Origin of the sequence: Cecembia lonarensis LW9, assembly GCF_000298295.1 — a bacterium.
Lineage (GTDB): Bacteria > Bacteroidota > Bacteroidia > Cytophagales > Cyclobacteriaceae > Cecembia > Cecembia lonarensis.
The window spans coordinates 1-25,204 of sequence record NZ_AMGM01000005.1 but is presented as its reverse complement, the minus strand read 5'-3'; the positions used below and the strand labels follow the sequence as shown (position 1 = coordinate 25,204).

Here is a 25,204-nt window from a genome sequence, read left to right as displayed (position 1 = left end):
TCTGAAGTCTTGTTCAATAATTGATATAATGATGAGAAAATTACTAATTGGAAGTCTTGCAGTCCTGATTTTGGCCAGTTCATTTACGCTAAGAGAGGACAATATGTGGGCTTTATTTGCCAAAACCAGGTTTGTAGAAAAATTGAACAGGGAGTTTGGTATGTATTTTTTATACCCCAAATTTCCTGATGAGCTGAAGGCTTTTGAGGGCAAGTTGGTGACGATGTCAGGTTTTTACATACCATTGGAAATGAACAATAGTGAAATTGCTGTGGTGTCCAAGTTTCCCAATGCTGAATGTTTTTTTTGTGGTGGTGCGGGACCAGAAAGCATCGTAGTAGGCTATTTAAAGAAAAAGCCCAGCAGGCGGGTGAAAATGGATGAAATCGTTAAGATTAAAGGCAGGTTGAAGCTAAATGAAGAGGACATTGAGGAACTCAATTTCATTTTATTGGATGCTGAACTGATTTTAGATAAATAGATGAAAAAACAAAAGCCTACTAAAATCGAAAAAGATGAAGCTGAGGAATGGGACTTCAGTGATGGTTTTGGAGGACTGCCCGAAGAAATTGACCTGAAGCATAATCTTGGTTGTGCTTCGGACAGAAAAAAGAAAGACAGTAAATCAAAAACCGATGATCAAAATAAGAAGCAATAAAAAAGCCGGCAAATGCCGGCCTTTTTTATATAGGTTGGCGGTTTATTTTTTCCCTTCCGGATAGTAATGATTTACATCTCTTTGTGGGAAAGGTACCTCGATATCATTGGCTTCAAAAGCTTCTTTGATGGCTTCCATACTGTCCCAGTATACTGGCCAAAGATCTGCTGCATCTGTCCAGCACCGGATGGTAAGGTCTAATGAACTATCCCCGAAATTCCCAAAATAAACTACTGGAGCAGGGTCCTCATGAACCCTTTCATCTTTATTGAGAATATCCAATATAACTTTTCTGGTTTTTTTCAAGTCTGTGCCATAAGCTACACCCACACTCATATCGACCCGTCTGGTCGGTTTTAAAGAAAAGTTGGTTATCGCATTATTGGCGAGTGCCCCATTGGGAATTGTGACCACTTTATTATCAAAATTTCTGATTTTAGTGTAAAGGATGTCAATACTTTCCACTGACCCCAAAGTTCCCTGAGCTTCAATAGTATCTCCTACCCGGAAAGGTTTAAAAACAAGGATTAAGACACCACCCGCAAAATTAGCCAATGATCCTTGAAGTGCCAGACCAACTGCCAAACCTGCTGCACCAAGTATGGCGATGAAGGAGGTCATTTGCATGCCTAAGGTGGTAGCTATGGATATGATCAAAAGGACCCATAATAAGGCCGATAAAAAGCTTTTAAAGAAAGTGGCTAAAGATGCATCAACCTCATATTTACTAAGTGCGTTTGTAAGAAGCCTGATGAGCATTTTGATCACAAACCTACCCGCGAGTAGGAGTATGACAGCTTTCAATAAGACCGGTCCAAATTGGAAGGCCATGTCAATGGCTTTTTCCTGAATTTTTGACAGATCGTTAAGGTTTAGTTCTTCCATGTTTTAATGGTTATAATAAATAAGAAAATTCATTTACCTGCAGAAAATGCGATGACCCTCCATCGAAATGCCCATTTCCATTGTATCTCAAAACTATGGAATCCTGCAGTTTTAATCAAATGACTCAGTTCATTTCTGCGGAAACTCCTTAATACCGACAAGGGGCCATCGTTTTTCACCATGGGGGATTTGGAAAACCAGTGCGTAAGTATTTTGATACTGTAATAGGCTAAGGGGTTCCTGTGTAAATCATTGATTATCAGGCATAAATTTGATTTGTTTTTGAAATTTTTGAAGAGCAATTCTAACTCTTCATCGGTAAAATGATGGGTAAAAAGTGTGCAGGTGATGATATCAACTTTTTCATTTAAAAAAGTATCGTCGAACACATTTTGACAAGCAAAGTCCACATTGGGAAGGTCTTTAAGGTTTTCCTTGGCCGTTCGGATAATGTTGGGATTGGCGTCAATCCCGATAAATCGGCAGGTTAACCCTTGTTTTTTGGCCCAATTAGCCATAATTCGGATCATATCTCCACCACCACATCCAATGTCTGCTATGGTATATCGGCCTTTGGGGTAATGTTCAACGATTTTTTGCAAAGCAGAAGTTGTAACATAATTTCCACCCAATAACCGATTGATCGTTTTTAATTCTTTTAAGGTTTGTTCTAAAACCTCCCCCTCTGCCCCGAGATCATCCATCCATTCTTTTTGCACGCTTCTTCTGGAAAACAGGGTCATCATTTTTCCAGTAACATGGTTTCCAAAGTCAGTCCAGGTCCAAATCCCATAGCCAATAATGGTCCAGAACGCTCATCCGCCTCCAACCACTTTTTAAGGACAAAAAGTATAGAGGCAGAAGACATGTTTCCACAGTTTTCTAAAATATCATGCGAAAACCTGTTGTTTTCGGTATGGATGCCAAATGCTTCTTCTACTTTCTGTAGGATTTGCTTTCCCCCAGGATGTATGGCAAAGTTGCGAATTTCAGAAAGTTGGAAGACATTTTCCAAATGGTTTTGGATTTGATGCAGTCCTTGGAAAAGCAAGTCGGGCACATATTTGCTCAACCGCATTTCAAATCCAAAATCCCCGATGGACCAGGCCATATCTTCCTCTCCATTTTTGAAGAGCTGGGAATCATATTTTTTGATTTGTAAACCTTCTGATTCCCGAGTTACCAAAGCCGCAGCTGCTCCATCACCAAAAATCGCATTGGCAAGAAGGTTATCTTCCGTGTATTCTTTTTGGAAATGAATGGTGCATAATTCCACAGAAACCACCAATACCTTTGCTTTTGGGGTGGAACTACAAATTTTGTCAGCCAGTTTAAGACCATTGAAAGCAGCATAACAGCCCATAAAATGTATCGAATACCTTTCAATGTTCGCATTGAATCCCATCTCATGTATGATTTTCAATTCCAGCCCTGGAGCAAACATGCCGGTACAGGATACCAGAATCAGATGTGTGATTTCATTCGGATAAACCAATCCATTCTTCAGACATTCCAAGATGGCATTTTTGGCTAAATTCAATGCGGAGAATTGGAATACCTGCATTCTTTGTTTTGTTCCAGGGAACGGGTTAAGCATCTTGTTTTTTGGGAAAAACACAAAATTTTCAGGATTATCATATCTAAAGTCATCAAGGACGCTGTAACGCTGCTTAATGCCAGATTGTTTGTATACAAAATTCAGTACCCTTGAATCCCGTTCTTCGAGGCCATGTGCAATTTTCATAAAATCGCTGATCATCATTTGCGGAATGGCTTCGCCGGGATTGGCTGTACCGATGCTTAGTATTTGATTGTTCATTGAATCAAGTTAAACTTATTTTTCTAAATTGGGATGCGTAGATTAAACATCTACTGTTAGCAAAAGTTAAAAATAAAATTTTCATTTATGTTTAAATGGTCTAATTGGTTGCATTTAAGGATTTCCTTTTCTTTTTATCTGATGCCGGTTTTCTTTTTTGCACTTGCTTTGACGCCCAATCATAACCCAGAGCGGCTTTTTTTGGTTTTTTTGGCATTGCATTTATTTTTATATCCTTCCAGCAATGGATACAACAGTTATTTTGATAAAGATGAAAAAAGTATCGGTGGTCTTAGGAAGCCGCCCAAAGTATCACTGGGCCTGTATTACTTGTCCCTGCTTTTCTTTATTGTTGCCCTGGTGCTGGGTTGGCTGATCAATTGGCAGTTTGCCAGCATGCTGTTGGTTTATGGTCTGGTTTCAATGGCCTACAGCCATCCTATTATAAGATTGAAAAAATATGCTTATGGAAGCTGGATCATTGCTGGATTTTTTCAGGGTTGTTTTACCTTTTGCATGGCCTATGCCGGACTTAGTGATTTTGGTTGGGATGTATTTTATAAGTCCCATGTATTAGTTCCTGGTTTACTGACCTCTCTGATGTTATGGGGTTCCTACCCTTTGACCCAGATATATCAGCACGAAGAAGATGCAAAAAGGGGAGATAATACTTTGAGTTTGAAGCTTGGGGTCAAGGGAACATTTTCTTTTTCCGCCATTTGGTTTCTGGTAGCAGGAATAGGTTTTGCATGGTATTTTTCTTCAAGGGCTCAGATCGATGCTTTTTATGCTTTTTTACTGGCCTTGTTGCCGGTGATATTGTACTTCAGTATATGGTTTGTATTTGTCAGAAAGGACGAAAAAAGGTTTGCTAATTATTCATGGGCCATGTGGATGAACAGGATTTCAGGACTATCACTTAATGCCTTTTTCATTTGGTATTTTCTTGAAAATACCCAGATTCTTCAAGTTTTATAATCAGGCAATTTGTTTTCCATGGGTATTTTTCATGATGGCACTGGCCATAAATTTAGAGTGATGCATTAAACTTACAGAAAAGCTGGATACAGCCTGAGAACCGAATAACCACTGGACTTTCCTTCCCACCCAAAGCCTTTTTTTGAAATGTCCGGTCCAGGCCTTGGCATATTGTCTTTCTATGGCCATTCTATCTTGGTTTTGGACAATAGCTTCTGCTGCAAGTTTTCCCGTATGTATGGCGATGGCCATGCCATTACCACAGAGTGGGGTGATCAGACCAGCAGCATCACCCAACATGAGAATATGGTCTTCTACAGGTTTTTTAGGAGAAAAATTGATTTCATTGATGACTTCTGGTTTTTCGAAAAGGAAAGAAGCGTTTTCAAAAATTCGCTTCAAATGTGGATTTTTGTGAAGGACTTGTTTTTCCATCTCAGGGATACTGCCAAACTCCCTGAGCTGTTGCCTTGAGCCCAAGTAGCAAAGGTTAAACTTGTTGTCCTCAATACGATTGATGCCACAATACCCTCCTTCAAAATTATGCAGTGCAACAAGGTCTGAATCGTAATCGATATTTACGTGGTATTTGACACCTATAAATGGAGATTTCTCTTTCATGAAACTCCTGTCCAATGCCTTGTCAATTTTGGATCTTTTGCCAAAGGCTCCCAGTATATGCTTGGCAAAAACCATACTTCCGTCCTGAATTTTTACCTCAAAAAGATTTTCATCTTTATTGAAATTGACGGACTCTACCTGTGTTTGGATTAGACTTTCGGCTCCGGCCAAACGGGCTTTTTGGAATAGAAATTCATCCAGGTAATACCTGCTGATACCAAATCCACCGAGATCCAGCGCCATTTCAGCAAGCTGCCCTTCTACAGAAGTGAGGCGGAATTTTGAGATTTCAGCTGGGATGATTTCATTTGGGTATAAACCTTCCTGTTTTAAGAAGTCACGGACCTCATTGGAAATGTATTCTCCACATACCCGATGAAAAGGGTATTGTTTTTTTTCAATCAGGAGGACTTCTCTTCCTGCTTTAGCCAACTGATGGGCAGCGATGATTCCTGCAAGCCCGCCTCCGATGACGATGATGTCCCATTGATGTTTACCCATGTATGCCTTTTATTCGAAAGATAAGCCGTTCATCAAATTTGCTTGTATTATTTTAAGAAGAAGCGGTTTTCAAGAGTTAATTTCAAAAGTTTAATATAATAGTCAACCGTTAAGTTATGAAGAAGTTTACCCAAATGAGACGTAAAGTTGGGTTTCTTTTTCTTTTGTTTCTAGGGTTTTTGATGGCAAGTGAAGATGCTATGGCCCAGAGAAAAAAGAAAAGAGACCAAAAAAACCAACCTGCAGCTGCTCAGGCAAGCCCACAGGCTGCTAGGCCTGCAAGCCCGAGGAATGGCATTAAGCCTTATCAGGAAGTGATCACCGCTAAAGCCAAATCAAAAGAAGGCCTTTTTAAGGTGCATGAAATCGAGGGGAAGTACTTTTATGAAATCCCGGATAGCCTTATGGGCAGAGAAATGTTGATCGTGACCACCATTGCCAAGACTGCAGATGGCATTGGATATGGCGGGGAAAGAACCAACACGCTGTTGGTAAGATGGGACCGAAATGGGGATAATATATTGCTTAAAGTTGTTTCTTACAGTAATACGGCATCAGACTCTTTGCCTATTTTTACTGCTGTTAGGAATTCCAATCTTGAACCCATCTTACAAAAGTTTGACGTTAAAGCAAAGTCAAAAGATGAAGAAGGTGTAGTGATTGAGGTAACAGATTTGTTTAGCAAAGATATACAGGCTTTGGGATTACCAAGAAACAGGAGGACCCAATTTAAAGTGACCCGATTGGACAATGATCGTTCTTATATAGATAGAATCAGTCCTTACCCAATGAATATTGAGGCTAGGTATGTGATGACTTATGCTGCTACAGAGCCACCATCCAATGGCAGCACTGGCTTGATCACAGTGGAGATGAACTCCTCCATGGTATTATTGCCTGAGGAACCTATGATGCAGCGTCTTGCTGACAGAAGAGTGGGTTGGTTTACACGTTCAGTCATTGATTATGGTTTGGATGTACAGAGGGCCAGCCGTCGTACCTATCTCAATAGATGGAGACTGGAAGTCAAGGAGGAAGATTACGAAAAGTTCAGAAATGGCGAATTGGTGGAGCCCAAGAAGCCAATTGTTTTTTACATTGATCCTGCGACTCCTGAAAAATGGATACCGTATTTGAAGCAGGGTGTAGAGGATTGGAATGTTGCTTTTGAAGAGGCGGGTTTTAAAAATGCCATTATAGCCAAGGACCCTCCTTCTCCGGAGGAAGATCCAGGATGGAGCCCTGAGGATGCCCGATACTCTGTCATCCGTTATTTTGCTTCAGATATTCAGAATGCCTATGGGCCACACGTATCTGACCCGAGGTCAGGAGAAATCATTGAAGCCGATATTGGATGGTATCACAATGTGATGAATTTATTGAGAAACTGGTTCTTCATCCAGACAGCCGCAGTGAATCCTGAAGCCAGAGGGGTAAATTTCCGTGATGAAGTGATGGGCAGGTTGATACGCTTTGTTTCGGCCCATGAAGTTGGTCATACATTAGGTTTACCGCACAATTTCGCTTCTTCACATGCATATCCGGTAGACTCCCTACGTTCGGCAAGCTTTACTCATAAATTTGGCACAGCACCTTCCATCATGGATTATGCCCGATTTAACTACATCGCCCAGCCTGAGGATGAGGGGGTATCGTTGATGCCTGATGTGGGCCCCTATGATAAATATTCTATCATGTGGGGATATAAGCCGATTTTGGATGCTAAAACACCTGAAGATGAACAGCCTGTTTTGGATGAATGGATTTTGGCAAAGCAAGATGACCCCATATATAGATTTGGAAGACAGGGAAACCCTTATGACCCAAGTGCTCAAAGCGAAGACCTGGGTGATGATGCCATGAAGGCTTCTGATTATGGAATTAAGAACTTAAAATTAATTCTGCCCAATTTAATGGATTGGACTGCAGAGGAAGATAAGCCTTTTAAAGATTACAGCGACCTCAACGAAATGTACGGTCAGGTGATTGGTCAGTACAACCGTTATATGGGTCATGTGAGAACAAATGTTGGCGGTGTTTATGAATTATACAAATCGGCCGGGCAGGGTGAACCGGTATATGCTCACGTGGATAAATCTACCCAAAAAAGAGCTGTGCAGTTCTTGAATAAAGAATTGTTTGCCACCCCAAGCTGGTTGATGGATGATGATATTATCAGCAGAATTGGTGATTTTGGTAACCTGGAAAGGATCAGAAGTGTACAGGTTAACAGCTTGAACGGTATTTTGGAGTGGGGCAGATTAGGCAGAATGATTGAAAATGAAGCCATCAATGGAAATAAAGCCTACAGTATGGTTGAGCTTTTCGATGATCTGAGAGCGGGAATTTGGACAGAACTGCAAGCCGGTAAGAAAATTGACGTGCATAGAAGAAGTCTGCAAAGGGCGCACATTGAGCGGCTTGAATTGCTTTTGACAGGAAATGAACCCAATGTACCTGCCCAATTCCGCTCAAGGGTAGGCCCTCAGATCAATGCGTCCCAATCTGACATACGGCCCATGGCAAGGGCAGAGTTGAAGACGCTTCAGCGTCAGATTTCAGCTGCCATTCCAAGAACAAGCGATAGGGTATCAAAAATACATTTAGAGGATAGCCTTGAAAGGATCAAAGCAATCTTAGAACCATAATTTCCCTATAATATAAGTTTATAACAGTGAATTATCCGGTGACTGAACCTTAAAATGCAATAGCTTGGTTGTGGGTTGGTCACCGGATTTTGGTTTTGGGCCTGCCTAGGGTTACTTTTCATTATGAAAAATATCCCTATTTTTACATTTGTGTAAAAATTATATCAAAATGGGCCAAAATCCTGTCAAAATTCTTAAGGATCATCAACTTAGAATCACGAGTTGCCGCAGAGAAGTACTACGGACTTTTATTGAAAAAAAATCAGCACTTTCGCATGCTGATCTAGAAGCCGTGTTACAAGAGGCTTTTGACAGGGTAACCATCTACCGTACACTAAAGACTTTTTTGGAAACCGATCTCATTCATAAGGTGCTGGATGATAGCGGGGCAACCAAATATGCCCTCTGTGCTCACGGACATGAAGGAACTCATTCACACGATCATGAACATGTACATTTCAAGTGTGAATCATGTGGACGTACCATATGCATCGACGAAGTAAGTTTGCCCCAAATTAATTTGCCAGCTGGATATGTAAATAAAGAGGTGAATCTATTGGTTACAGGAATCTGTAATCAATGCAACTAAATTTCAACAGGCTCTGCTGGCTTTTTACTTTTAGGACCATCTGATGGCCAAATTACACCTGGGGGTAAATCAATTTTTGGTGGGGAAAAATCTTCTACACCGCCATCACCATCATCATTATTACCGTTTTTTCTTGAAATTTTTGATTTTGTCATAGTAGCCACAAAATAAATCAACACCACGTAGGCGAAACCACACAAAACCAAATCTACTACTAGGCTACTCATAATACATCGAATTTGTCCTTAAGTTAATACTTTTGTACTTAGAAGTCAATGTCTTAACCAATAAGATCCATTTTTGATTAGAGAAAAGATAATTTTTTTTGAACCAATCGCGCTGAATTTGTGAAATAATGGATATAATCTGATATTTGCGGACGCAATAAAAAACAGTAATGATAGTAAAGACAAAGAAATATCAGTTAGAAACAGGTACCTATATTAAATTAGGGTTGATCAATATCTTAAAAGAGCAATGGTGGGTAGGATTGATTGCTGTAGCAATAGCTTGTGGGTATTTTTGGATTCCATCGTGGTGGTGGATCAGCATGGCCATTTTGGCCTATGTTTTATATTGGTTGTTCTGGGTTATCCAATTTGCAGGCGTTACCCAAATGGAGCAGAATAAAGTGATTTTTGAAAAAATGGCCTATGAAATAGATAGCCGTCAGATATTGATGAAATTGAACACTAAGCAAGGGATGCCAATAAAATGGGATATGATCAAAAATGCAGAACTGAACAAGGATGCTTTCATCTTGACCATGTCTAAAGCCCAGTTTATCCATTTGCCCTTTAAGATATTCAATTCTGAAAATGACAAGAAATTTGTAGAAACCATTTTGAGGAGAAAAGAATTGCTTAAATAAAAAAAGAGCCAGGATAACATTCCAGGCTCTTTTTTTTTAAAACACAGTTATATTACATTGGAGGTAGAATGACAGCGTCAATGACATGTACCACGCCATTGGAAGCTTCAATATCTGCTGTAGATACAGTGGCATCATTCACCATCGCTTTTCCATCTTTCAAGGTGATAGTAATCTCTGCACCTTGAGCTGTTTTGGCTTTCATGCCATCCTTTAAATCTTTAGCGTATACTTTTCCAGGCACTACATGATAAGTAAGTACTGATACTAACATCTGCTTGTTTTCTGGCTTCAATAAGTTTTCAACAGTTCCGGCTGGAAGTTTGGCAAAAGCTTCGTTGGTCGGAGCAAATACCGTGAATGGCCCATCTCCTTTTAATACATCTACCAAGTCACCTGCCTGAACTGCAGCAACCAAAGTGGATAGAAAATCAGTTTGAACAGCTAGATCAACAATGTCATTTTCATCGTAGATGGTAGCGTTTTTGTTTGCAGTAAATGCGGAGGTTACAAAAAATGTAACCAACATGGCGAAGGTCAATAATTTTTTCATTTGAATAATAGTTTTGGTTAGTATACTAATAAAAGTCTAAATGCTATCCATTTGTTTTTCAGTAGATTAATAATTTTTTTAGTGATTCATTGAACTACCATATTCTGGAGTTGATCTACAAATTAAGAGGGTTGGGCCAAAAAAATATGATGAATGGTAGCCGTAGTTGACTCATTTTTGGCAAAATTCCGCAGGCCGCTTAACTTTGTGGGATGCAAATCAAACTTTTAGCTGTAGGGAAAACAGATCATTCCGCCATTCAGCAATTGATGGATGAATACAGCAAGCGCTTGGGATATTATATCAAGTTTGAATTGGAGCTCATTCAGGATATCAAAAATACCAAAAACCTGAGTTCAACTGTTCAAAAAGAAAAAGAGGGGGAGTTGATTTTAAAGCGGGTCATGCCATCTGATGAACTTATTCTGTTGGATGAAAATGGTAAGTCATATAGCTCCATAGATTTTTCAACATTTCTTCAAAAGAAAATGAATGCTGGTCTTAAGCAGTTGGTATTTGTAATTGGTGGGCCTTATGGCTTTTCAGAAGAGGTCTTTCAAAGAGCCAATGGAAAGTTATCTTTATCAAAAATGACTTTTTCCCACCAAATGGTCCGTGTATTTTTTGTAGAACAACTCTACCGTGCATTTACTATTTTAAGGAACGAACCTTATCACCATCAATAAAGCTTCCTAAGTTCAAAAAAAGAATTTTCACTTTTTTCCGGGACAAGTGTCCATTTTTCAATGTTAAGGGAATGTTAACAAAATCACATTAAAATTTTCCTTATGTTAAATTTTTGTTAATTTTATGTAAAATAATCTTTAATGCTTGAAAACTCATTAGATGTCAAGGATTGTGGTGATAGGAGCAATTGTTATGCTTTGGAGTCATTTCTCCATGGCGCAGGATAACTTTGTGACTTTTCAGCTCAATATTTTTGAGGACGCTAAGGAGAAAGAATATTTTCAGAAGTATAAATCAGATCCATTTTATTTACTTCAGGCGCTTGAGCCTATTGAAAGTGAATCCTACAAAAAATGGGATAAACTCTTAAAGAAATTAGATAGACGTTTTAGAAAAAATACGGGTGAGGTCCGTTTGCTGTCGGATATTTTTTACATCACCCATCAGTTGGTGTTGCATCAATACCAAACACATGTCAATTTTTCCACTACATTGACTGACGGGATTTATGATTGTGTTACTGGTACTGGGTTGTATGCTTTATTGTTAGAGCGTTATGAAATTCCCTATTCCATAATCGAAACTGAGGAGCATGTATATTTGAAAGGAAAATTTAATGGTGTCCCTTTTATTATGGAAAGTACATTTCCTTTGAAAGGGCTGCTGTTGGGTGAAAGTGAAATATTACAGTTCGAAAAGAAATTTTTTACCACCGCGCTTTCACAAGAAGGTGTTCGCATGCCAAGTGTATTGGGGGGAATAAATGACGATACTAAGCCTTCAGTTATATTCAACAAAATTGGTATTAAAGAATTGGCAGGCTTGCAATATTATAACGATGCTGTTCTGAAATTTAACCAAAAAGCCTATCAGGCCTCTTACATACAGTTGGTTAAAGCTGCTTATCTCTATCCTTCTTCAAGGATTGCCGACATGAAAGAGAAGATGGAAATGTTGCTTGGTATTGTTGTACTTGATGTGGGAGTGGGGCAATACTGATTATTTTTTCATTTATCCAGTTTAATAGATAAAGTTTTTATTTCTTTTTGTTCGTTACTGTCATCTGTCCAAGCCAACCATAACCTATCATCTACTTTTTTTAATTGAGGAAAGCCACTGGATCTATTTGCTGATGATTTCGTCAGTTCCAATGGAGGTCCTAATTTCCCTGAGGTACTCACGGTCCTGCCCAAGATCCTTTGATCCTCCATCCATACGACAAACGCTGTTTGAAGATCTAACATTTCTATAGCTACCCTTCCAATTGGATTGCCTAAGTCACAGCGTACCGGTGTTGACATGGTTTTTCCTTGGTCTCCCGAGAAAATGATTTTGACCTCAGGTTGCCCTTTTGAAGCGGTGAACCATGCAATTCCCGATTGATTTTCAAAGCTGGAAATGCGGGGACCATTGACAGGACATGCAGCGATTTCCCAAAGGTCCATATATACAGGATGTGGATCGCTCCATTGGCCATCACGCCAGTTAACGAAACCGATATCCCTGATTTCACTTTCTGATCTATCCCTAAAAATCACCATAGGCCCCTTATCAGTCACTGTAGTTCCTGTTTGACAGCAATCGCAAACCCTATCATCCAACAGCCATTCATTTAATTTATTTCCTGCAGCGTTGAGCAGTGCTGCCCTTAGGGTCATTTGTCCATGATGTTCATGCTCATGACCGTTGTGGGAATGTTGAGAAGCTGTATTTCTGCCATCAAGCCAGGTGATGAGCATATTTTCATTCCAAGGACTCATAGAAATGAATCCATGTTCAGTTTGGGTTTGATCATCATGTAATACCTTAGGTTCAGTCCAGTTATGTGTATCGGGGCTTAAAGTATACCAAATGTCATATGCGAAAGTGCCAGGTCCACTTTTTCTGAGAAAAGTAGCCATCAAACTGCCATCATTAAAGAAATTAACTTGTGGGTAATCTGCCCAGTTGACAAACCAATCCTCTCCTGCCTGAATCAATTTTTTTTCACCCAATCCATCTTCCTGCAGAATAGCCCAAAAGAATTGGTTGTACCCTTGTGCACTTTCTACCCAAGAGAGATAAATATTGTCTTGGGATACGAAAAGGTGTGGTAAATGTATGTCAGCAGATATAGCTTTTATTTCGGGGCCCTTTTTGAATAGAGCGGATTCAGAATGAAAGTCTGAAGTTTTTTCTTTACAGGATAGAAAAGCAATAATTGAGACCAAAAAGATCAGAGCAGTCCACCTAGTGTTTAATACCTCCCCCATCACTCCGATACGACCAGTTTAAAGCCTTCCCCATGTACAGTGATTATTTGGACTTTCGGATCTTCTTTTAAAATTTTCCTGATTTTGCTAAGGTAAACATCCATACTTCTGGCATTGAAATAGGAATCATCTCCCCATATCTGTTTCAAGGCATGGCTTCTATTGACCAATTTATTCACTTCAGAAGCCAATAAGCGAAGGAGCTCATTTTCTTTGGAAGTCAATTTGTGTGTTCCTGATGGACTTTTGATATATTGTTCGTCATAATGCAGTTCAAAGTCTCCAAAATTATACACTTTGAGGCCCTGAATTTCGCTGCTTTTTTGGGTTCTTCTCAGGATTGCAGCGATCCTCAGCAAGAGTTCTTCCATACTAAAAGGCTTGGTGATGTAGTCATCGGCACCAATTTTGAGTCCTTCTATGATATCATCTTTCAGGTTTTTGGCTGTCAGATAAATGATAGGTAAATCTTCCTGGACTTTTTTAATTTCTTTCCCAAGTGTGAATCCATCCTTTTTGGGCATCATGATATCCAAAATTGCAAGGTCAAACTTGTCTTTTTTGAATTTTGACCAACCTTCTTCTCCATCACGACACAATATGGTTTCATAACCTTTCATGCTGAGGTACTCCTGAAGGATGTCCCCTAAGTTAGGGTCGTCTTCCACTACTAAAAGTCTTGCTTTGCTCATTGCTTTTTGGGGAGTTTTATGGTAAATGTACTTCCTTTTCCTGGTTCACTGTTGACCTGTATTTCACCTTGATGGGCTTCCAACATGGTTTTGACATATGCTAATCCTAATCCAAATCCTTTTACATCATGGACATTTCCTGTGGGTACCCTGTAGAATTTATCAAATATTTTCCTGACTGCTTCTTTGGACATGCCAATCCCATTATCGGTAACGGATATGAATATAAAACCGTTTTCATCCCATGCTTTTAACTTGATTAAGGGTGTTGCACTACAGTATTTGATAGCATTATCTAAGAGGTTATTGAGTATGTGTGCTAAATGAAAAGCATCTGCTTCCAGGTTGGGGTCTGAAAATCGGGTTTCCAGATCAATCTGCCCGCCTTTGTTTTCTACCTGCAGCAGTACATGTGCCTTGGCCGATTCCAAAATATCGTGCAGGTTCAACCACTCCATATTCAGCTTGAAATCTTTTTTTTCAAGGGTCGCTGCTTGAAGCACTTTTTCTACCTGAGTACCCAGCCTTTTATTCTCATCTTTTATAATGCCTATATACCTGTTTCTAAAAGTATCCTGATTGACGAGTTCAGGGTCTTGTAAGGCTTCTACTGCAAGACTAACTGTTGCGATCGGGGTTTTGAATTCATGGGTCATGTTATTGATGAAATCATTTTTGATTTCTGAGAGGTTCTTTTGTTTGATTATCACCTTGATCGCATAAATAAAACAGAAGATTACAATGCCGATGAAAAGCATTGAACTCAGTACAGGAAGCCAGATTTGTTGGAGTATAAAGAGCCGTTTATTGGGGAAATGGATCAAGATGGCATTTTCTTTACCTAGTAGATCGCTGGGGAATAGTTTTGCTTGTATACCAGTAGCCATCCTTTCTGTGTTCTGTATTGCCCCAATAGGTATCATTTGGTTTTGGTCATTGATAATGGCCAGGTCAAAAGGCTGCTCGATGCCTTTTTCTTTCAAATGGTTTCTGATTAGGGGTTTGATTTGGGTGGTATCTACACGATCCAGTATGTTTTTTTGACCTTCCAGTAATTCTTCCAAGACCTGGTTCATGGCTTCAATTTTCATATTGGTCCTTCGTATTTTTTCCTAAGGCATCCCTGGGTATATTGTATACCTCTTCGAATTCCTGTTCTAGAGGAAACCTTCCAGGGGTATTTCCAGCACCCTCCATTTGGTTGAAAAACTGCAGTTGTCTTTCCCTTTCCTGCAAAAGTATTTCCATTTCATCAGGGGTAAAAATAGAGGAAGCGATTTGTGGGGTCAAATATGTAAAGAAATTATCCAGATCAGTGAAAAGAGACAGGTCATAACCCCTGGACTCCACCAATCTTCTAAACCTTTGGCTTACTGTAGGCATGGGTTGCTGCATGATAGAGTCAGTCACAGAAGGTCTTCTTCTATTGATGGGACGTTGTCGGACTATCACGTCAATGGGTTCTATTTTTTGGAATAATAATTTTTGAGCCAAAGTATCTTTGGCCAGATAGGATAGAAAAATATCACTGGTTTCCTCTTTTTCAAGTTGCTCCATGGCTAAGGAAAGTGCCTGATATACATTCTGTTCAAAGTTTTCCTCGTTGATGCGCAAGGCATTGTTTACCCAATAATATTGAAATCCTATCAGTCCAATGCTGGCAATGGACATGAGTAAGATGATTAATTTCATTTGGGATTTAGACATGGTACAAATTTACAGGATAATCGCCGACCGCTTGGGAGCTTAACAATTTTTAACAGGCTTAATCCACACTTATATATAAAGATAGCCTTAATTCGCTTTAAATTCGGTGTTTGAATTGTTTCTTAAATTTACAAAAGCACTATAAAAGCAAAAAGGGGAGATCAATATCTCCCTTTTTTATTGGCTTGCTATCCTTATCTTTGCGGTTTAAGATACAATTCATGGAAATCAAGGACAATCGATATGAAATTCAGGGCATAGGACTTGCTGCGCTGGCCAAAGATTACGGAACACCGCTCTATGTATATGATGGAGAGAAGATCCTGCAACAGGTCAAGCGCCTGCAGGATGCTTTTTCTACTGTAAATCTGAAAATCAAATATGCCACTAAAGCTCTGTCAAACATCAATATTTTGAAATTGATGAAAAAAGCTGGGACAGGTGTTGATGCGGTGTCTATAGAGGAGGTTAGACTTTGTCTACATGCTGGTTTTGAGCCGCATGAAATCATGTACACGCCCAATAGCGTATCTTTTGATGAGTTCCAGGAGGCGGTTGAGCTAGGCGTAATGATCAATATTGATAACATTCCCATGTTGGAGCATTTTGGCACATATTATGGGAATCAAGTACCCATTTGCATCCGGCTAAATCCCCATATTCTGGCAGGAGGAAACGCCAAAATTTCCGTTGGACATATAGACAGTAAATTTGGCATTTCTATCCTTCAGCTTAAGCACGTTTTGAAGGTAGTTGAGGCCTATAACCTTAACATTATTGGGCTTCATGTGCATACTGGGTCTGATATCTTGGATGCAGAAGTTTTTTTGAAAGGTGCTGAAATACTGTTTGATGCTGCAAGAGAATTTAAAGGATTGAAATTTTTGGATTTTGGTGGAGGTTTTAAAGTGGCCTACAAACCGGGAGATATTGCCACTGATATTCAGGATGTAGGAATTAAAGTATCCAAAGCCTTTAAAGCATTTTGTAAGGAGTATGGTACCGATCTCGAAATTTGGTTTGAGCCAGGTAAATTTCTTGTTTCTGAAGCGGGCTACTTATTGGTTAAGGTAAATGTAATTAAATCGACCCCTGCCTCTACTTTTGTTGGGGTTGATTCCGGGTTGAACCACCTGATCAGACCTATGATGTACGATGCCTATCATGGCGTAGTGAACATCTCCAAACTCGAAGGGCCGGAAAGGGTTTATACCATTGTAGGCTACATTTGCGAGACCGACACTATTGCCGCAGATAGGAAGTTGAAAGAAGTACAAGAGGGAGATATTATTGCCATCAAAAATGCCGGAGCTTACGGATTCAGTATGTCATCTAACTACAATTCCAGGTTAAGGCCAGCTGAAGTCTTATTGCTTCATGGAAAGGCTTACGTGATCAGAGAAAGAGAAACTTTTGAGGATATCCTCAAGCATCAAGTTGATATTGGCTTGTGATCTCATTTATTTGAATTGATGACCGGAAAAGTTTCTTTTCCGGTTTTTTTATACCTCTTTGGACCAAATCCTGCAAAAAACAGTATTTTCTTTAATTTTTTTTCAGACAACCATTTTTGGTCCTATTGCATTTCAAATCTGAAAAAAAGCAGGAGACTTAACAAAATTTGAATATTGTACTATATAGAGAAAAATTAAACTTTTTTAAGTAGAATTTCATTTTTGCTCAGAGTATCAAATACTTGCTTTTTCGATATTTTATTTGATAAATTAATAAAAAACAAACACTGTTAGCTATATCGTTTTGTTTTATTCAAATAGCATAAAATTTTATTTTAAAAAATGAAATACAAAATCATTGTTTTAAAAGGCAATTTATGCTAGGCTAAACTATAAGTCAAACGTCATATCATGTCAGGCAATTGGAAAATATGGGTTATGTGTTTGATGCTGATTTTTCAGCATCAGGTAACAGCCATGTCTTTGCCAAGCGGATTTTGGGGATATGATACCAAGAGCCAAAGCCTTGGCTTATTGATGGAAGGGAGTGATTCAGGAGAAATAGAAGTCAAGGTTTCAGGGAAGCTGGCACTCTGTCACCACATGGACCGTGGACATATTATACTTGAGGTTACAGGTGGAGTTCCCCCCTATGACTTTACATGGAACAATCACGATAAGAGTCAAAACAGATACAATCTTTTCTCAGGAACCTACACTGTTTTTATTAAAGACAGCCAAGGACAAAGGCATGAAGAAAGAATTGTTATTCAGCCCCCCTTTCCATTGATCATTGAAATGGATAGTGTTGAACCTGCTACTTGCTCGGGTAAACCGGATGGAATGGCCAAACTAAATATTCGTTTTGGGAGAGGAGAGCCTTATAAAATCATATGGAGCCATGGCTTGGAGGATGAATTGGTGGCCACAGAATTATTGCCTGGGGATTATACCGTTAGGGTGATAGACATGTATAACTGCGATGCTACCCTGAGTTTTGAAATCAAGTCAAATGCGGCATCACTTGAGCTTAGTGAAGAAATCAAAACAGCAAGTTGTACAGAGGGTACTCTAGGGTCTATCGTGCTGAATGTTACAGGGGGAACTGCTCCTTTTACATTTGCCTGGTCCAATGGACAAACTACCAAAGATATTTTTGATCTGGAGCGAGGGACTTATGAAGTTACGGTCAAAGATCAAGTTGGCTGTTCGATCACAAAATCTTTTGAAGTTCAGTCTCCTGAGGCAGTTGAAGTGACAGTCGCCAGGGTGGAGCATAACCATTGCTTTGGTGCAGAGGAGGGAGAAATCGAAATTGAGGTAAAAGGAGGTAAAGCACCCTACTCCTTTTCTTGGAGTAATGGTGCGAAAACGCAAAACCTGAACAGGCTGAAAGGAGGTACCTATACCTTAAATGTAAGCGATGCTTTAGGTTGTACCATAGAAACCGTGGTTGAAATAGCGCAACCGCAGGAGTTTTCAGCAAGAATCGAAACAGCCTTGGATTTGGACTGTGAGTCCGGAGAAGCAATAGGCTTCGCATGGGTAAGCATTCAAGGTGGAGAAGCTCCCTATACCATTCTTTGGGGTAATGGAGAAGAGGGCAAGCAAGAGATTGAATTCAGGCAATCTGGAGAAATTACAGTAGAGGTTTTTGATGATGCGGGATGTAAGGTAAGTGAAAAAGTGAGGGTATCCTTTCCTTTTGACCACAACATAGCCAATCGGATAGATTTTAATGTAAGGAAGTTATCTATTTCTTCTGAAAAAGAAGTGCATGTTTTGGAACCTTTGGTTTTTGAAAGCGAAATTTCCGAAGATTTTATAGCCTGGGAATGGGATTTTGGGGATGGTTCTAAAGCCATGGAGAAAGACCCTGTACACATATTCAATAATCCAGGAGAATTCAATGTTACACTTAGGGCTTATGATATTTATGGTTGCTCATCCTTACAGAGCAGGACAGTTAATGTGTTGAATCAGGAGGAATGGGTCACTATACCCAATGCTTTTACACCTAACGGAGATGGGTTGAATGATGTATTCCAGCCGGTAATTAGGGGTTTAACCCAATTTGAAATGGATATTTTTAATCATTGGGGAGAACACCTTTATACTTCCAAAGGACTGGAGATTGCAGGCTGGGATGGCACTTACAAAGGCCAACTTTTGCCCAGGGGTAATTATGTGTATAAAATTCAATATACCACCATCAGCGGTGAAACGGTACAGAAAACTGGGACCATGACTTTAGTGCGTTAATTCTATGAAGAAATTATTTTTGATATTAACCTTTTTGTTATCAGCCAACTTGCTTAAGGCTCAGGATATTCAATTTTCCCAGTTTTATGCTGCGCCCATTTTTTTGAATCCTGCTTTTGCCGGGTCTTCGGAGATGACCCGTTTTGGGGTAAATTACCGGAATCAGTGGCCAGGATTGGACCACAGTCTAAATGCTTATTCTGCATATTTTGATCACTATTTTTTCAATCTTAATTCGGGTGTAGGACTTATCTTGAACGGTATGAATGAAACCATGGCAGGACTAAGTACCTCCGAGGTGGGCCTGGCCTATTCCTACAGGTTACAATTGGGGTTCAACAGTTTCTTGCGTCTGGGTGGACAGGCCAGCTTCTTTTCTCGGGATGCCAATTTCAACCAATTTGTCTTCGGAAGTCAGATTGACCGCGGTACAGGGGCCATTGGAGATTTCAGCGGTGAATTATTTGGTCCTGATAGCAGGCATAGGTATGTGGATTATCATTTTGGGATGTTGTTTAACAATGAGTTTGGATGGTTTGGCATTTCAGCTCATCATGTCACACAACCTAATGTATCTTTTGTTGATGACCAGATTTCCAGGTGGCCCATGAAACTTTCTGCACATGGAGGATTGAAATTTGATCTGTCTAATGGAGGGGCTAGCAATTATATGAATAATACCCAAAACCAAAGAGAATTGATTTTGGCTTTTAATTATAAACATCAGGACCCATTTAATCAGCTGGATGTAGGAGCACAGATTCATTTACAACCCATTGTGCTTGGCCTTTGGTATCGAGGGTTACCCTCTTTTGGCAATGCCATGCCTAATAATGAATCCCTGATTGGGCTTTTAGGAGTTTCTTTGGGGAATGGCTTGGATATAGGATACAGTTATGATTTTACTTTATCCCAATTGGGTCAGGCCAATACTGGGGGAGCCCATGAAGTTTCTATGAGACTTTCATTCCTGGCGGGTGATGCAAAACAATCCGGGAGAAAGGCAAGCATGCTACCCTGCTTTAAATATTGATTTTTCTAGGGTTAAATTTTTATTTTTAAACAATCAGCAGTGAAAGGGATTATTTGACAATAGTCCCTTTAATTATGCCCAAGATTTTGAGATTGATTTTAGGTGATCAGCTTAACAGGCAGCACAGCTGGTTCCGACAAAAAAACGATAAGGTGTTGTATGTTCTGATGGAAGTGCGTCAGGAAACAGATTATGTGAATCACCACATCCAAAAGGTTATAGGATTTTTTCTGGCCATGAGGAATTTTGCCCAATGGTTGGAATCCCAAGGCCATCATGTCCTGTATTTAACACTAGATCATCCTGATAATCAACAATGTTTGGATAAAAACCTTTCCCGTATTATTAAGGAAAACCATATTGACCTGTTTGAATACCAACTGCCGGATGAGTATAGGTTGGATGAGCAGTTGAGTATTTTTTCCGCCCATTCTTCCACCCAAGTGAGGGTTTATGATACAGAGCACTTTTTGTGCTCACGGGAATTTTTAGGAGAATTTTTCAAAGGTAAAAAAACCTATTTGATGGAGTCTTTTTACCGGGAAATGAGGAAAAAGTATGATATCTTGATGGATGGGCGAGAGCCTTTGACAGGTAAGTGGAACTATGATCATGACAATAGAAATAAATTAAAAGATCCACTTTTATTAAAACCTGCAAAAACTTTCAGAAGGGATGTTACAGATTTGGTTGAACTGCTCAGGGCTCAAGGCGTAGCTACCATTGGTGACATTCAAGAAGAGAACTTTGAATGGCCGGTAACCCGTGAGGAAGGGCTTCAGGTACTTGATTATTTTTGTAGCAAGTTGCTTCCCTATTTTGGAATGTATCAAGATGCCATGTTTACCGGTGATGCATTTCTTTTTCATAGTAGATTGAGCTTTTTGTTGAACAGTAAATTACTTGCTCCTTTGGAAGTTGTGGAAAAGGTTGAAAAGTATTGGTTGGAAAATCAGGATGCGGTAGATATAGCCCAAGTGGAGGGTTTTATCCGGCAAATCATAGGTTGGAGAGAGTACATGAGGGGCGTATATTGGGCAAAAATGCCTGCATATGCGGAAATGAATTTCTTTGGACACAAAAGAAAGCTTCCCCAATACTTCTGGACAGGTGATACCAAGATGAATTGTCTCCAGCATGCCATCGGACAATCATTGGGAAAGTCTTATGCCCATCATATCCAAAGGTTGATGGTTACTGGAAATTTCATGCTCTTAGCAGGGATTCATCCGGATGAAGTGGATGCCTGGTACTTAGGTATTTATATTGATGCCATTGAATGGGTGGAAATCACCAATACCAGAGGCATGAGTCAATTTGCAGATGGAGGTATTGTAGGTACCAAACCCTATGTCAGTTCGGCCAATTACATCGACAAAATGAGTGATTATTGTTCGGGCTGTTTTTATAACAAACAAAAAAAGACAGGGGAAAAGGCCTGTCCTTTTAATAGCTTGTACTGGCATTTTTACCATAGGCATGAGGACAAACTTACCAAAAATCCCAGGATTGGTATGATGTACAGGACTTGGGCCAAAATGAAAGACAAGGAAGAAATCCTAAAACAAGCGGACTACTATTTGGAAAATATAGAGTCCCTATAATTTAAGGTATACGGTTGTGGTTTTTCATCATTTGGATCACCTCGTCCAATGGTAAGGCTTGTACAGTTCTTCCCTCTTTGCCTGTCATGGTTTTTGCTGCAAAGAGGGAATTGATGATGGCCTCTTCAGTAGCTTCTATGGTTGCTAAAAATAAAGGAGACATGTCATCATTTCTCAAAAGCGATCTTTCTTCCAGATTTAGGGACTTTTCATTGTGCTTTACCCTGTTTTTTTCATAGGTTGAAAAAGCAATCACATAATCACCGGAGCCATTGGAAGCAATACCGCCGGTTTTCGCAAGTCCCATCATAGCCCTTTGGGCCATGCGCTTTAAGTTCCTTTCGTCTACAGGGGCATCTGTAGCCACGATGATCATGCAAGATCCATCAGCAGATTCCAATTGATTTTTGAAACTGTATTGGCCCAATAATTTTCCGATAGGTACGCCATCAATTTGCAGCACACCCCCAAAATTGCTCTGTACCAACACCCCAACATGAAATCCACCGAGGTTTTCAGGAAGTTTTCGGGAAGAGCTGCCTATACCTCCCTTAAATCCAAAAGCGACAGTACCAGTTCCTGCACCTACATTGCCTTCTTCCACCATTCCTGACTTGGCATTTTGAATCGCAGCAATCACGTCTTCTATGCTTACATGTTGACCTCTAATGTCATTCAAATACCCGTCATTGGTTTCTCCCACCACGGCATTGACAGATTGAACAGCCTCATTGCCGGCTTGGGATAAGGTGTATGTGATGATTCCTTGGAGGCCAGTGGCAACATTGAGGGTGTTTGTCAGTACGATTGGACTTTCCAGGTTTCCCAACTCTTCGATTTGGGTACTCCCTGCCAATTTTCCAAAACCATTTCCCACAAAAACTGCTGCAGGGACTTTTTCCTGAAAGAGATTTCCTTCATGGGGCAAAATGGCAGTCACTCCTGTCCGGATATCTTCTCCCTTTATTTTGGTTACATGAGCTACTTTTACGCCGGCGACATCTGTAATATTGTTATAATAGCCGGGTTCCATAACACCGATCTGAATACCAAAATCGCGGGCTCTATTTTGGGCCTTAGCTTGCATCATGGTCAAGAGAAGAAGAGAAGGAATAATGAATTTTAGAACCATTTTTTTTCGATTTTCACATCAAAACCACTTGATGAGGCTTTGAATTATTTTTTTGCCCGTAAATCCATATGGGGGGAATAAGGGTTTTGAAGCTGTAAAACCTATTCTTTGTTGTAGGACCGCTTTTTCATTGCTGAAAGCTAAAAAGCCAAAATGCCCGTGCGCCTTACCCAGCCCACTGTTATTTACACCTCCGAAAGGCAGTTCATTTTGAAGGAAATGCAGGACACAGTCATTGGAAACTGCCCCACCCGAAGAAGTGGTCTTAAATATATGCTTGATTGTGTCACTGTTTTTGGAAAATGCATAAAGCGCCAGTGGTTTGGGCCTGGCATTGATATATGTAATGGCTTCAGCCAACTCATCAAAGGTCACTATGGGAAGGATGGGACCAAAGATTTCTTCCTGCATTACTTCCATATTGTCTTCTACAGTAGTCAATATGGTCGGCTCAAAAAAACATTCATTCTCATCCACATAGCCGCCACAATATATTTGAGCCCCTTTACGCTCTGCATCTGCCAAGAGATGCTTGAGCCTTTTCAAGTGTTTGACGCTGACAATTCTGGCATAATCTTTCGACTTTTCTACACCCTTGCCAGAGGGGTCATACATTTTTGCAACCTGAACTTTTAGTGCTTCTGCAAATGCAGGCTGAATTGACCGTTGGACCAAGATGTAGTCTGGAGCAATGCAGGTTTGGCCACAATTTACAAATTTCCCCCAAACAATTTTTTCTGCAGCATCTTGAATATCAGCTTCCCTGTCAATGATAGCTGGAGATTTACCCCCAAGTTCCAGTGTAACTGAGCTCAGGTTTTCTGCCGCCGCTTTCATGATGATTTTTCCTACCGATGGGCTACCTGTAAAAAAGATATGATCAAATGGTTTGGCAAGTAATTGTTGGGCAACTTCCACTTCACCTTCAAAGACCGCCACTTGGGCTTTGTCGAATGTTTCTTCCACCAACCTTCTGATCAGGGCAGCAGTGTGCGGGGTCAATTCAGAGGGTTTGATGATGGCCGTACAGCCCGCAGCCAAAGCAGATACCAAAGGCCCCATTGCCAGGTTAAAGGGATAATTCCATGGTGAGATAATCAGGCAAACCCCTTTAGGTTCGTAATGTATATAGGAATTACTGCCCAGCATGGTCAATGGCGTGCTTACCTTTTTGGGTTTCATCCAGGTTTCAAGATTTTTGATGGCATGTTTGATTTCCGAGCTGACCACAAAAATTTCGCTGATATCAATTTCAGGATAGGGTTTTTTGAAATCAGCAAAGATGGCTCTCCTTATATCTTCCTGATGTTCATTGATCCAGTTTTGCAGTTTTTTTAATAGGGCAATCCTCTGGATAGCTGGACTTTGCCGCATTTTCAAGGATTGTGTCTTTTGCAAATTGAATACTTCATCGATTCCTGTGTGTTTGACCTCTTGACTGACTTGCTCCATATGTGATAATGCTTTAAAATTCTGTCCTTTCAATTTAGTACAAATTTTGTTAGCTTGAAATTTTTGTTTAGTTTGATTGTCCTAATTTTAAAACCATTTGGTGTTAACACTCGTTATTTTACCATCACCCTAACAAATAAGATTATGCAGTGGAGTTTGGAAAGGATTATTCCCCAAGGAATTTTGGGAGATAATCAAAGGATGAGGTTGGTTAAAGAATACCTCAAAAAAATCAAAACAGAAAAATTAAGTAAAACGAAGAGGAGCTAAACGCTCCTTTTTTTATGCCCTTTTTTAATTCAATCATTTAGCAAAACACTCCGCCAGGTCATTTTTTAGCTGTAAAAACCCAATAAAATCCATTAAAAAGCATTTCAAAACATAAAAAATGCATTTAATAAAAAATATTTTTTCAAATATGCTTGACATGAAAATCAAAAAAGTGTATGTTTACAGCAAAAATAAGCATTTGTTAACTTTGGTTTTCAAATACTTAGAGAGAATAGACCGAAAAAGAAGAATAGGAGAATTTTTACTGACTGCTTAACAATCCAAAATTCAAGTAAAACTATCCTGCTTTTAGGCAAACAAATTTGAAATGCTGCCTGGTCTTGATTCATCAAATAAACCGATAGAAAGAGATGGGAAAGATTTTTAGTATTTTGTTTATTTCGGTGTTGTTTTTGGCAATTCCGAATCTGTCTGAGGGGCAGCAGCTGCCCCAGTTCAGCCAGTACATGTTCAACGGTCTTCATATCAATCCCGGATATGCGGGATACAAGAGTGAGGGTTATGTTCAGAGTACT

Annotated in this window: 25 protein-coding genes; 13 read left to right on the top strand and 12 right to left on the bottom strand. The window is 39.8% G+C overall.

What is annotated here, in order from left to right; genetic code table 11:
- Positions 1-28: 28 nt before the first annotated feature.
- Both B879_RS02545 and B879_RS22865 read left to right on the top strand, forming a co-directional pair.
- Positions 29-481 (top strand): hypothetical protein, encoded by a 453-nt coding sequence (locus B879_RS02545; protein WP_238542070.1) that lies wholly within the window; start codon positions 29-31, stop codon positions 479-481.
- Positions 482-658, top strand: a complete 177-nt coding sequence (locus B879_RS22865; RefSeq protein WP_009183573.1) for a hypothetical protein — start codon at positions 482-484, stop codon at positions 656-658.
- Between the two features lie 42 nt (positions 659-700).
- On the opposite strand, the gene B879_RS02540 is transcribed toward B879_RS22865, so the two are convergent.
- Genes B879_RS02540 through B879_RS02530 form a run of 3 tightly spaced genes read right to left on the bottom strand, consistent with a single transcriptional unit; the run spans position 701 to position 3,362 of the window.
- Positions 701-1,543 carry a mechanosensitive ion channel family protein gene (locus tag B879_RS02540; protein WP_009183572.1) on the bottom strand — a complete coding sequence of 281 codons (843 nt, stop codon included), beginning with the start codon at positions 1,541-1,543 and terminating at the stop codon, positions 701-703.
- Between the two features lie 29 nt (positions 1,544-1,572).
- Positions 1,573-2,289, bottom strand: a complete 717-nt coding sequence (locus B879_RS02535; protein ID WP_009183571.1) for a methyltransferase domain-containing protein — start codon at positions 2,287-2,289, stop codon at positions 1,573-1,575.
- A complete protein-coding gene (locus tag B879_RS02530; RefSeq protein ID WP_009183570.1) occupies positions 2,286-3,362 on the bottom strand; it encodes a type III polyketide synthase in 1,077 nt (358 codons plus the stop codon). Before B879_RS02530 ends, B879_RS02535 begins: the two co-directional genes overlap by 4 nt.
- A gap of 87 nt (positions 3,363-3,449) precedes the next feature.
- Here B879_RS02530 and B879_RS02525 point away from each other — a divergent pair, with 87 nt between their 5' ends.
- Complete coding sequence (locus tag B879_RS02525) at positions 3,450-4,340, top strand: UbiA family prenyltransferase (protein ID WP_009183569.1); 891 nt, start codon at positions 3,450-3,452, stop codon at positions 4,338-4,340.
- Here B879_RS02525 and B879_RS02520 read toward each other — a convergent pair whose 3' ends face one another.
- On the bottom strand, positions 4,341-5,462 hold the full coding sequence (locus tag B879_RS02520; protein ID WP_009183568.1) for an NAD(P)/FAD-dependent oxidoreductase: 1,122 nt from the start codon (positions 5,460-5,462) through the stop codon (positions 4,341-4,343). It abuts the gene before it with no gap.
- 116 nt (positions 5,463-5,578) lie between these two features.
- On the opposite strand from B879_RS02520, the gene B879_RS02515 reads away from it, so the two are divergent.
- The gene (locus B879_RS02515) at positions 5,579-8,110 is read left to right on the top strand and encodes a zinc-dependent metalloprotease (protein WP_009183567.1); all 2,532 of its coding nucleotides are present in this window, start codon (positions 5,579-5,581) and stop codon (positions 8,108-8,110) included.
- Between the two features lie 169 nt (positions 8,111-8,279).
- Complete coding sequence (locus B879_RS02510) at positions 8,280-8,699, top strand: Fur family transcriptional regulator (protein ID WP_009183566.1); 420 nt, start codon at positions 8,280-8,282, stop codon at positions 8,697-8,699.
- Here the strand turns inward: B879_RS02510 and B879_RS02505 are convergent.
- Positions 8,696-8,926 carry a hypothetical protein gene (locus B879_RS02505; protein ID WP_009183565.1) on the bottom strand — a complete coding sequence of 77 codons (231 nt, stop codon included), beginning with the start codon at positions 8,924-8,926 and terminating at the stop codon, positions 8,696-8,698. The two genes, B879_RS02510 and B879_RS02505, sit on opposite strands and share 4 nt — an antisense overlap.
- 170 nt (positions 8,927-9,096) lie before the next feature.
- Here B879_RS02505 and B879_RS02500 point away from each other — a divergent pair, with 170 nt between their 5' ends.
- Complete coding sequence (locus B879_RS02500) at positions 9,097-9,570, top strand: YcxB family protein (RefSeq protein ID WP_009183564.1); 474 nt, start codon at positions 9,097-9,099, stop codon at positions 9,568-9,570.
- A gap of 52 nt (positions 9,571-9,622) precedes the next feature.
- On the opposite strand, the gene B879_RS02495 is transcribed toward B879_RS02500, so the two are convergent.
- Positions 9,623-10,123 (bottom strand): fasciclin domain-containing protein, encoded by a 501-nt coding sequence (locus tag B879_RS02495; protein ID WP_009183563.1) that lies wholly within the window; start codon positions 10,121-10,123, stop codon positions 9,623-9,625.
- Between the two features lie 212 nt (positions 10,124-10,335).
- On the opposite strand from B879_RS02495, the gene rlmH reads away from it, so the two are divergent.
- Both rlmH and B879_RS02485 read left to right on the top strand, forming a co-directional pair.
- Entirely contained in the window at positions 10,336-10,809 is a 474-nt protein-coding gene (gene rlmH / locus B879_RS02490; protein WP_009183562.1) for a 23S rRNA (pseudouridine(1915)-N(3))-methyltransferase RlmH, read from the top strand.
- A gap of 160 nt (positions 10,810-10,969) precedes the next feature.
- Positions 10,970-11,809: a hypothetical protein gene (locus tag B879_RS02485; RefSeq protein ID WP_009183561.1), complete on the top strand. Its 840-nt coding sequence runs from the start codon at positions 10,970-10,972 to the stop codon at positions 11,807-11,809.
- Positions 11,810-11,817: 8 nt separating this feature from the next.
- Here the strand turns inward: B879_RS02485 and B879_RS02480 are convergent, their stop codons facing one another.
- From B879_RS02480 to B879_RS23485, 4 genes are read right to left on the bottom strand one after another with little or no spacing between them, the layout of a single operon-like run.
- Positions 11,818-13,020: an exo-alpha-sialidase gene (locus B879_RS02480; RefSeq protein ID WP_193786157.1), complete on the bottom strand. Its 1,203-nt coding sequence runs from the start codon at positions 13,018-13,020 to the stop codon at positions 11,818-11,820.
- A gap of 41 nt (positions 13,021-13,061) precedes the next feature.
- Positions 13,062-13,754: a response regulator transcription factor gene (locus B879_RS02475; RefSeq protein WP_009183559.1), complete on the bottom strand. Its 693-nt coding sequence runs from the start codon at positions 13,752-13,754 to the stop codon at positions 13,062-13,064.
- The gene (locus B879_RS23490; RefSeq protein ID WP_306413686.1) at positions 13,751-14,845 is read right to left on the bottom strand and encodes a sensor histidine kinase; all 1,095 of its coding nucleotides are present in this window, start codon (positions 14,843-14,845) and stop codon (positions 13,751-13,753) included. Before B879_RS23490 ends, B879_RS02475 begins: the two co-directional genes overlap by 4 nt.
- The gene (locus B879_RS23485; RefSeq protein WP_009183557.1) at positions 14,835-15,446 is read right to left on the bottom strand and encodes a hypothetical protein; all 612 of its coding nucleotides are present in this window, start codon (positions 15,444-15,446) and stop codon (positions 14,835-14,837) included. The genes B879_RS23490 and B879_RS23485 overlap by 11 nt, the downstream gene beginning before the upstream one ends.
- 236 nt (positions 15,447-15,682) lie before the next feature.
- On the opposite strand from B879_RS23485, the gene lysA reads away from it, so the two are divergent.
- The 4 genes from lysA (at position 15,683) to B879_RS02450 (ending at position 21,814) form a co-directional block, all read left to right on the top strand.
- On the top strand, positions 15,683-16,915 hold the full coding sequence (lysA, locus tag B879_RS02465) for a diaminopimelate decarboxylase (RefSeq protein WP_009183556.1): 1,233 nt from the start codon (positions 15,683-15,685) through the stop codon (positions 16,913-16,915).
- 411 nt (positions 16,916-17,326) lie between these two features.
- Positions 17,327-19,177 (top strand): T9SS C-terminal target domain-containing protein, encoded by a 1,851-nt coding sequence (locus tag B879_RS02460; RefSeq protein ID WP_009183555.1) that lies wholly within the window; start codon positions 17,327-17,329, stop codon positions 19,175-19,177.
- Positions 19,178-19,181: 4 nt separating this feature from the next.
- Positions 19,182-20,210 (top strand): PorP/SprF family type IX secretion system membrane protein, encoded by a 1,029-nt coding sequence (locus tag B879_RS02455; protein WP_009183554.1) that lies wholly within the window; start codon positions 19,182-19,184, stop codon positions 20,208-20,210.
- A 74-nt stretch (positions 20,211-20,284) separates the two neighbouring features.
- A complete protein-coding gene (locus tag B879_RS02450; RefSeq protein WP_040400142.1) occupies positions 20,285-21,814 on the top strand; it encodes a cryptochrome/photolyase family protein in 1,530 nt (509 codons plus the stop codon).
- 1 nt (position 21,815) lies between these two features.
- Here the strand turns inward: B879_RS02450 and B879_RS02445 are convergent, their stop codons facing one another.
- The gene (locus tag B879_RS02445; protein ID WP_009183552.1) at positions 21,816-22,946 is read right to left on the bottom strand and encodes a DmpA family aminopeptidase; all 1,131 of its coding nucleotides are present in this window, start codon (positions 22,944-22,946) and stop codon (positions 21,816-21,818) included.
- A gap of 18 nt (positions 22,947-22,964) precedes the next feature.
- Complete coding sequence (locus B879_RS02440) at positions 22,965-24,398, bottom strand: aldehyde dehydrogenase family protein (protein WP_009183551.1); 1,434 nt, start codon at positions 24,396-24,398, stop codon at positions 22,965-22,967.
- 641 nt (positions 24,399-25,039) lie between these two features.
- On the opposite strand from B879_RS02440, the gene B879_RS22050 reads away from it, so the two are divergent.
- Positions 25,040-25,204, top strand: a 165-nt coding sequence (locus B879_RS22050) for a type IX secretion system membrane protein PorP/SprF (RefSeq protein WP_157231500.1), incomplete at its 3' end; no start/stop codon positions are given.

Bases quoted from the DNA above. Each gene is read 5' to 3' on its own strand.
- B879_RS02545 (WP_238542070.1), top strand. From the start codon at position 29: ATGATGAGAAAATTACTAATTGGAAGTCTTGCAGTCCTGATTTTGGCC.
- B879_RS22865 (WP_009183573.1), top strand. From the start codon at position 482: ATGAAAAAACAAAAGCCTACTAAAATCGAAAAAGATGAAGCTGAGGAA.
- B879_RS02540 (WP_009183572.1), bottom strand. From the start codon at position 1,543: ATGGAAGAACTAAACCTTAACGATCTGTCAAAAATTCAGGAAAAAGCC.
- B879_RS02535 (WP_009183571.1), bottom strand. From the start codon at position 2,289: ATGATGACCCTGTTTTCCAGAAGAAGCGTGCAAAAAGAATGGATGGAT.
- B879_RS02530 (WP_009183570.1), bottom strand. From the start codon at position 3,362: ATGAACAATCAAATACTAAGCATCGGTACAGCCAATCCCGGCGAAGCC.
- B879_RS02525 (WP_009183569.1), top strand. From the start codon at position 3,450: ATGTTTAAATGGTCTAATTGGTTGCATTTAAGGATTTCCTTTTCTTTT.
- B879_RS02520 (WP_009183568.1), bottom strand. From the start codon at position 5,462: ATGGGTAAACATCAATGGGACATCATCGTCATCGGAGGCGGGCTTGCA.
- B879_RS02515 (WP_009183567.1), top strand. From the start codon at position 5,579: ATGAAGAAGTTTACCCAAATGAGACGTAAAGTTGGGTTTCTTTTTCTT.
- B879_RS02510 (WP_009183566.1), top strand. From the start codon at position 8,280: ATGGGCCAAAATCCTGTCAAAATTCTTAAGGATCATCAACTTAGAATC.
- B879_RS02505 (WP_009183565.1), bottom strand. From the start codon at position 8,926: ATGAGTAGCCTAGTAGTAGATTTGGTTTTGTGTGGTTTCGCCTACGTG.
- B879_RS02500 (WP_009183564.1), top strand. From the start codon at position 9,097: ATGATAGTAAAGACAAAGAAATATCAGTTAGAAACAGGTACCTATATT.
- B879_RS02495 (WP_009183563.1), bottom strand. From the start codon at position 10,123: ATGAAAAAATTATTGACCTTCGCCATGTTGGTTACATTTTTTGTAACC.
- rlmH (WP_009183562.1), top strand. From the start codon at position 10,336: ATGCAAATCAAACTTTTAGCTGTAGGGAAAACAGATCATTCCGCCATT.
- B879_RS02485 (WP_009183561.1), top strand. From the start codon at position 10,970: ATGTCAAGGATTGTGGTGATAGGAGCAATTGTTATGCTTTGGAGTCAT.
- B879_RS02475 (WP_009183559.1), bottom strand. From the start codon at position 13,754: ATGAGCAAAGCAAGACTTTTAGTAGTGGAAGACGACCCTAACTTAGGG.
- B879_RS23490 (WP_306413686.1), bottom strand. From the start codon at position 14,845: ATGAAAATTGAAGCCATGAACCAGGTCTTGGAAGAATTACTGGAAGGT.
- B879_RS23485 (WP_009183557.1), bottom strand. From the start codon at position 15,446: ATGAAATTAATCATCTTACTCATGTCCATTGCCAGCATTGGACTGATA.
- lysA (WP_009183556.1), top strand. From the start codon at position 15,683: ATGGAAATCAAGGACAATCGATATGAAATTCAGGGCATAGGACTTGCT.
- B879_RS02460 (WP_009183555.1), top strand. From the start codon at position 17,327: ATGTCAGGCAATTGGAAAATATGGGTTATGTGTTTGATGCTGATTTTT.
- B879_RS02455 (WP_009183554.1), top strand. From the start codon at position 19,182: ATGAAGAAATTATTTTTGATATTAACCTTTTTGTTATCAGCCAACTTG.
- B879_RS02450 (WP_040400142.1), top strand. From the start codon at position 20,285: ATGCCCAAGATTTTGAGATTGATTTTAGGTGATCAGCTTAACAGGCAG.
- B879_RS02445 (WP_009183552.1), bottom strand. From the start codon at position 22,946: ATGGTTCTAAAATTCATTATTCCTTCTCTTCTTCTCTTGACCATGATG.
- B879_RS02440 (WP_009183551.1), bottom strand. From the start codon at position 24,398: ATGGAGCAAGTCAGTCAAGAGGTCAAACACACAGGAATCGATGAAGTA.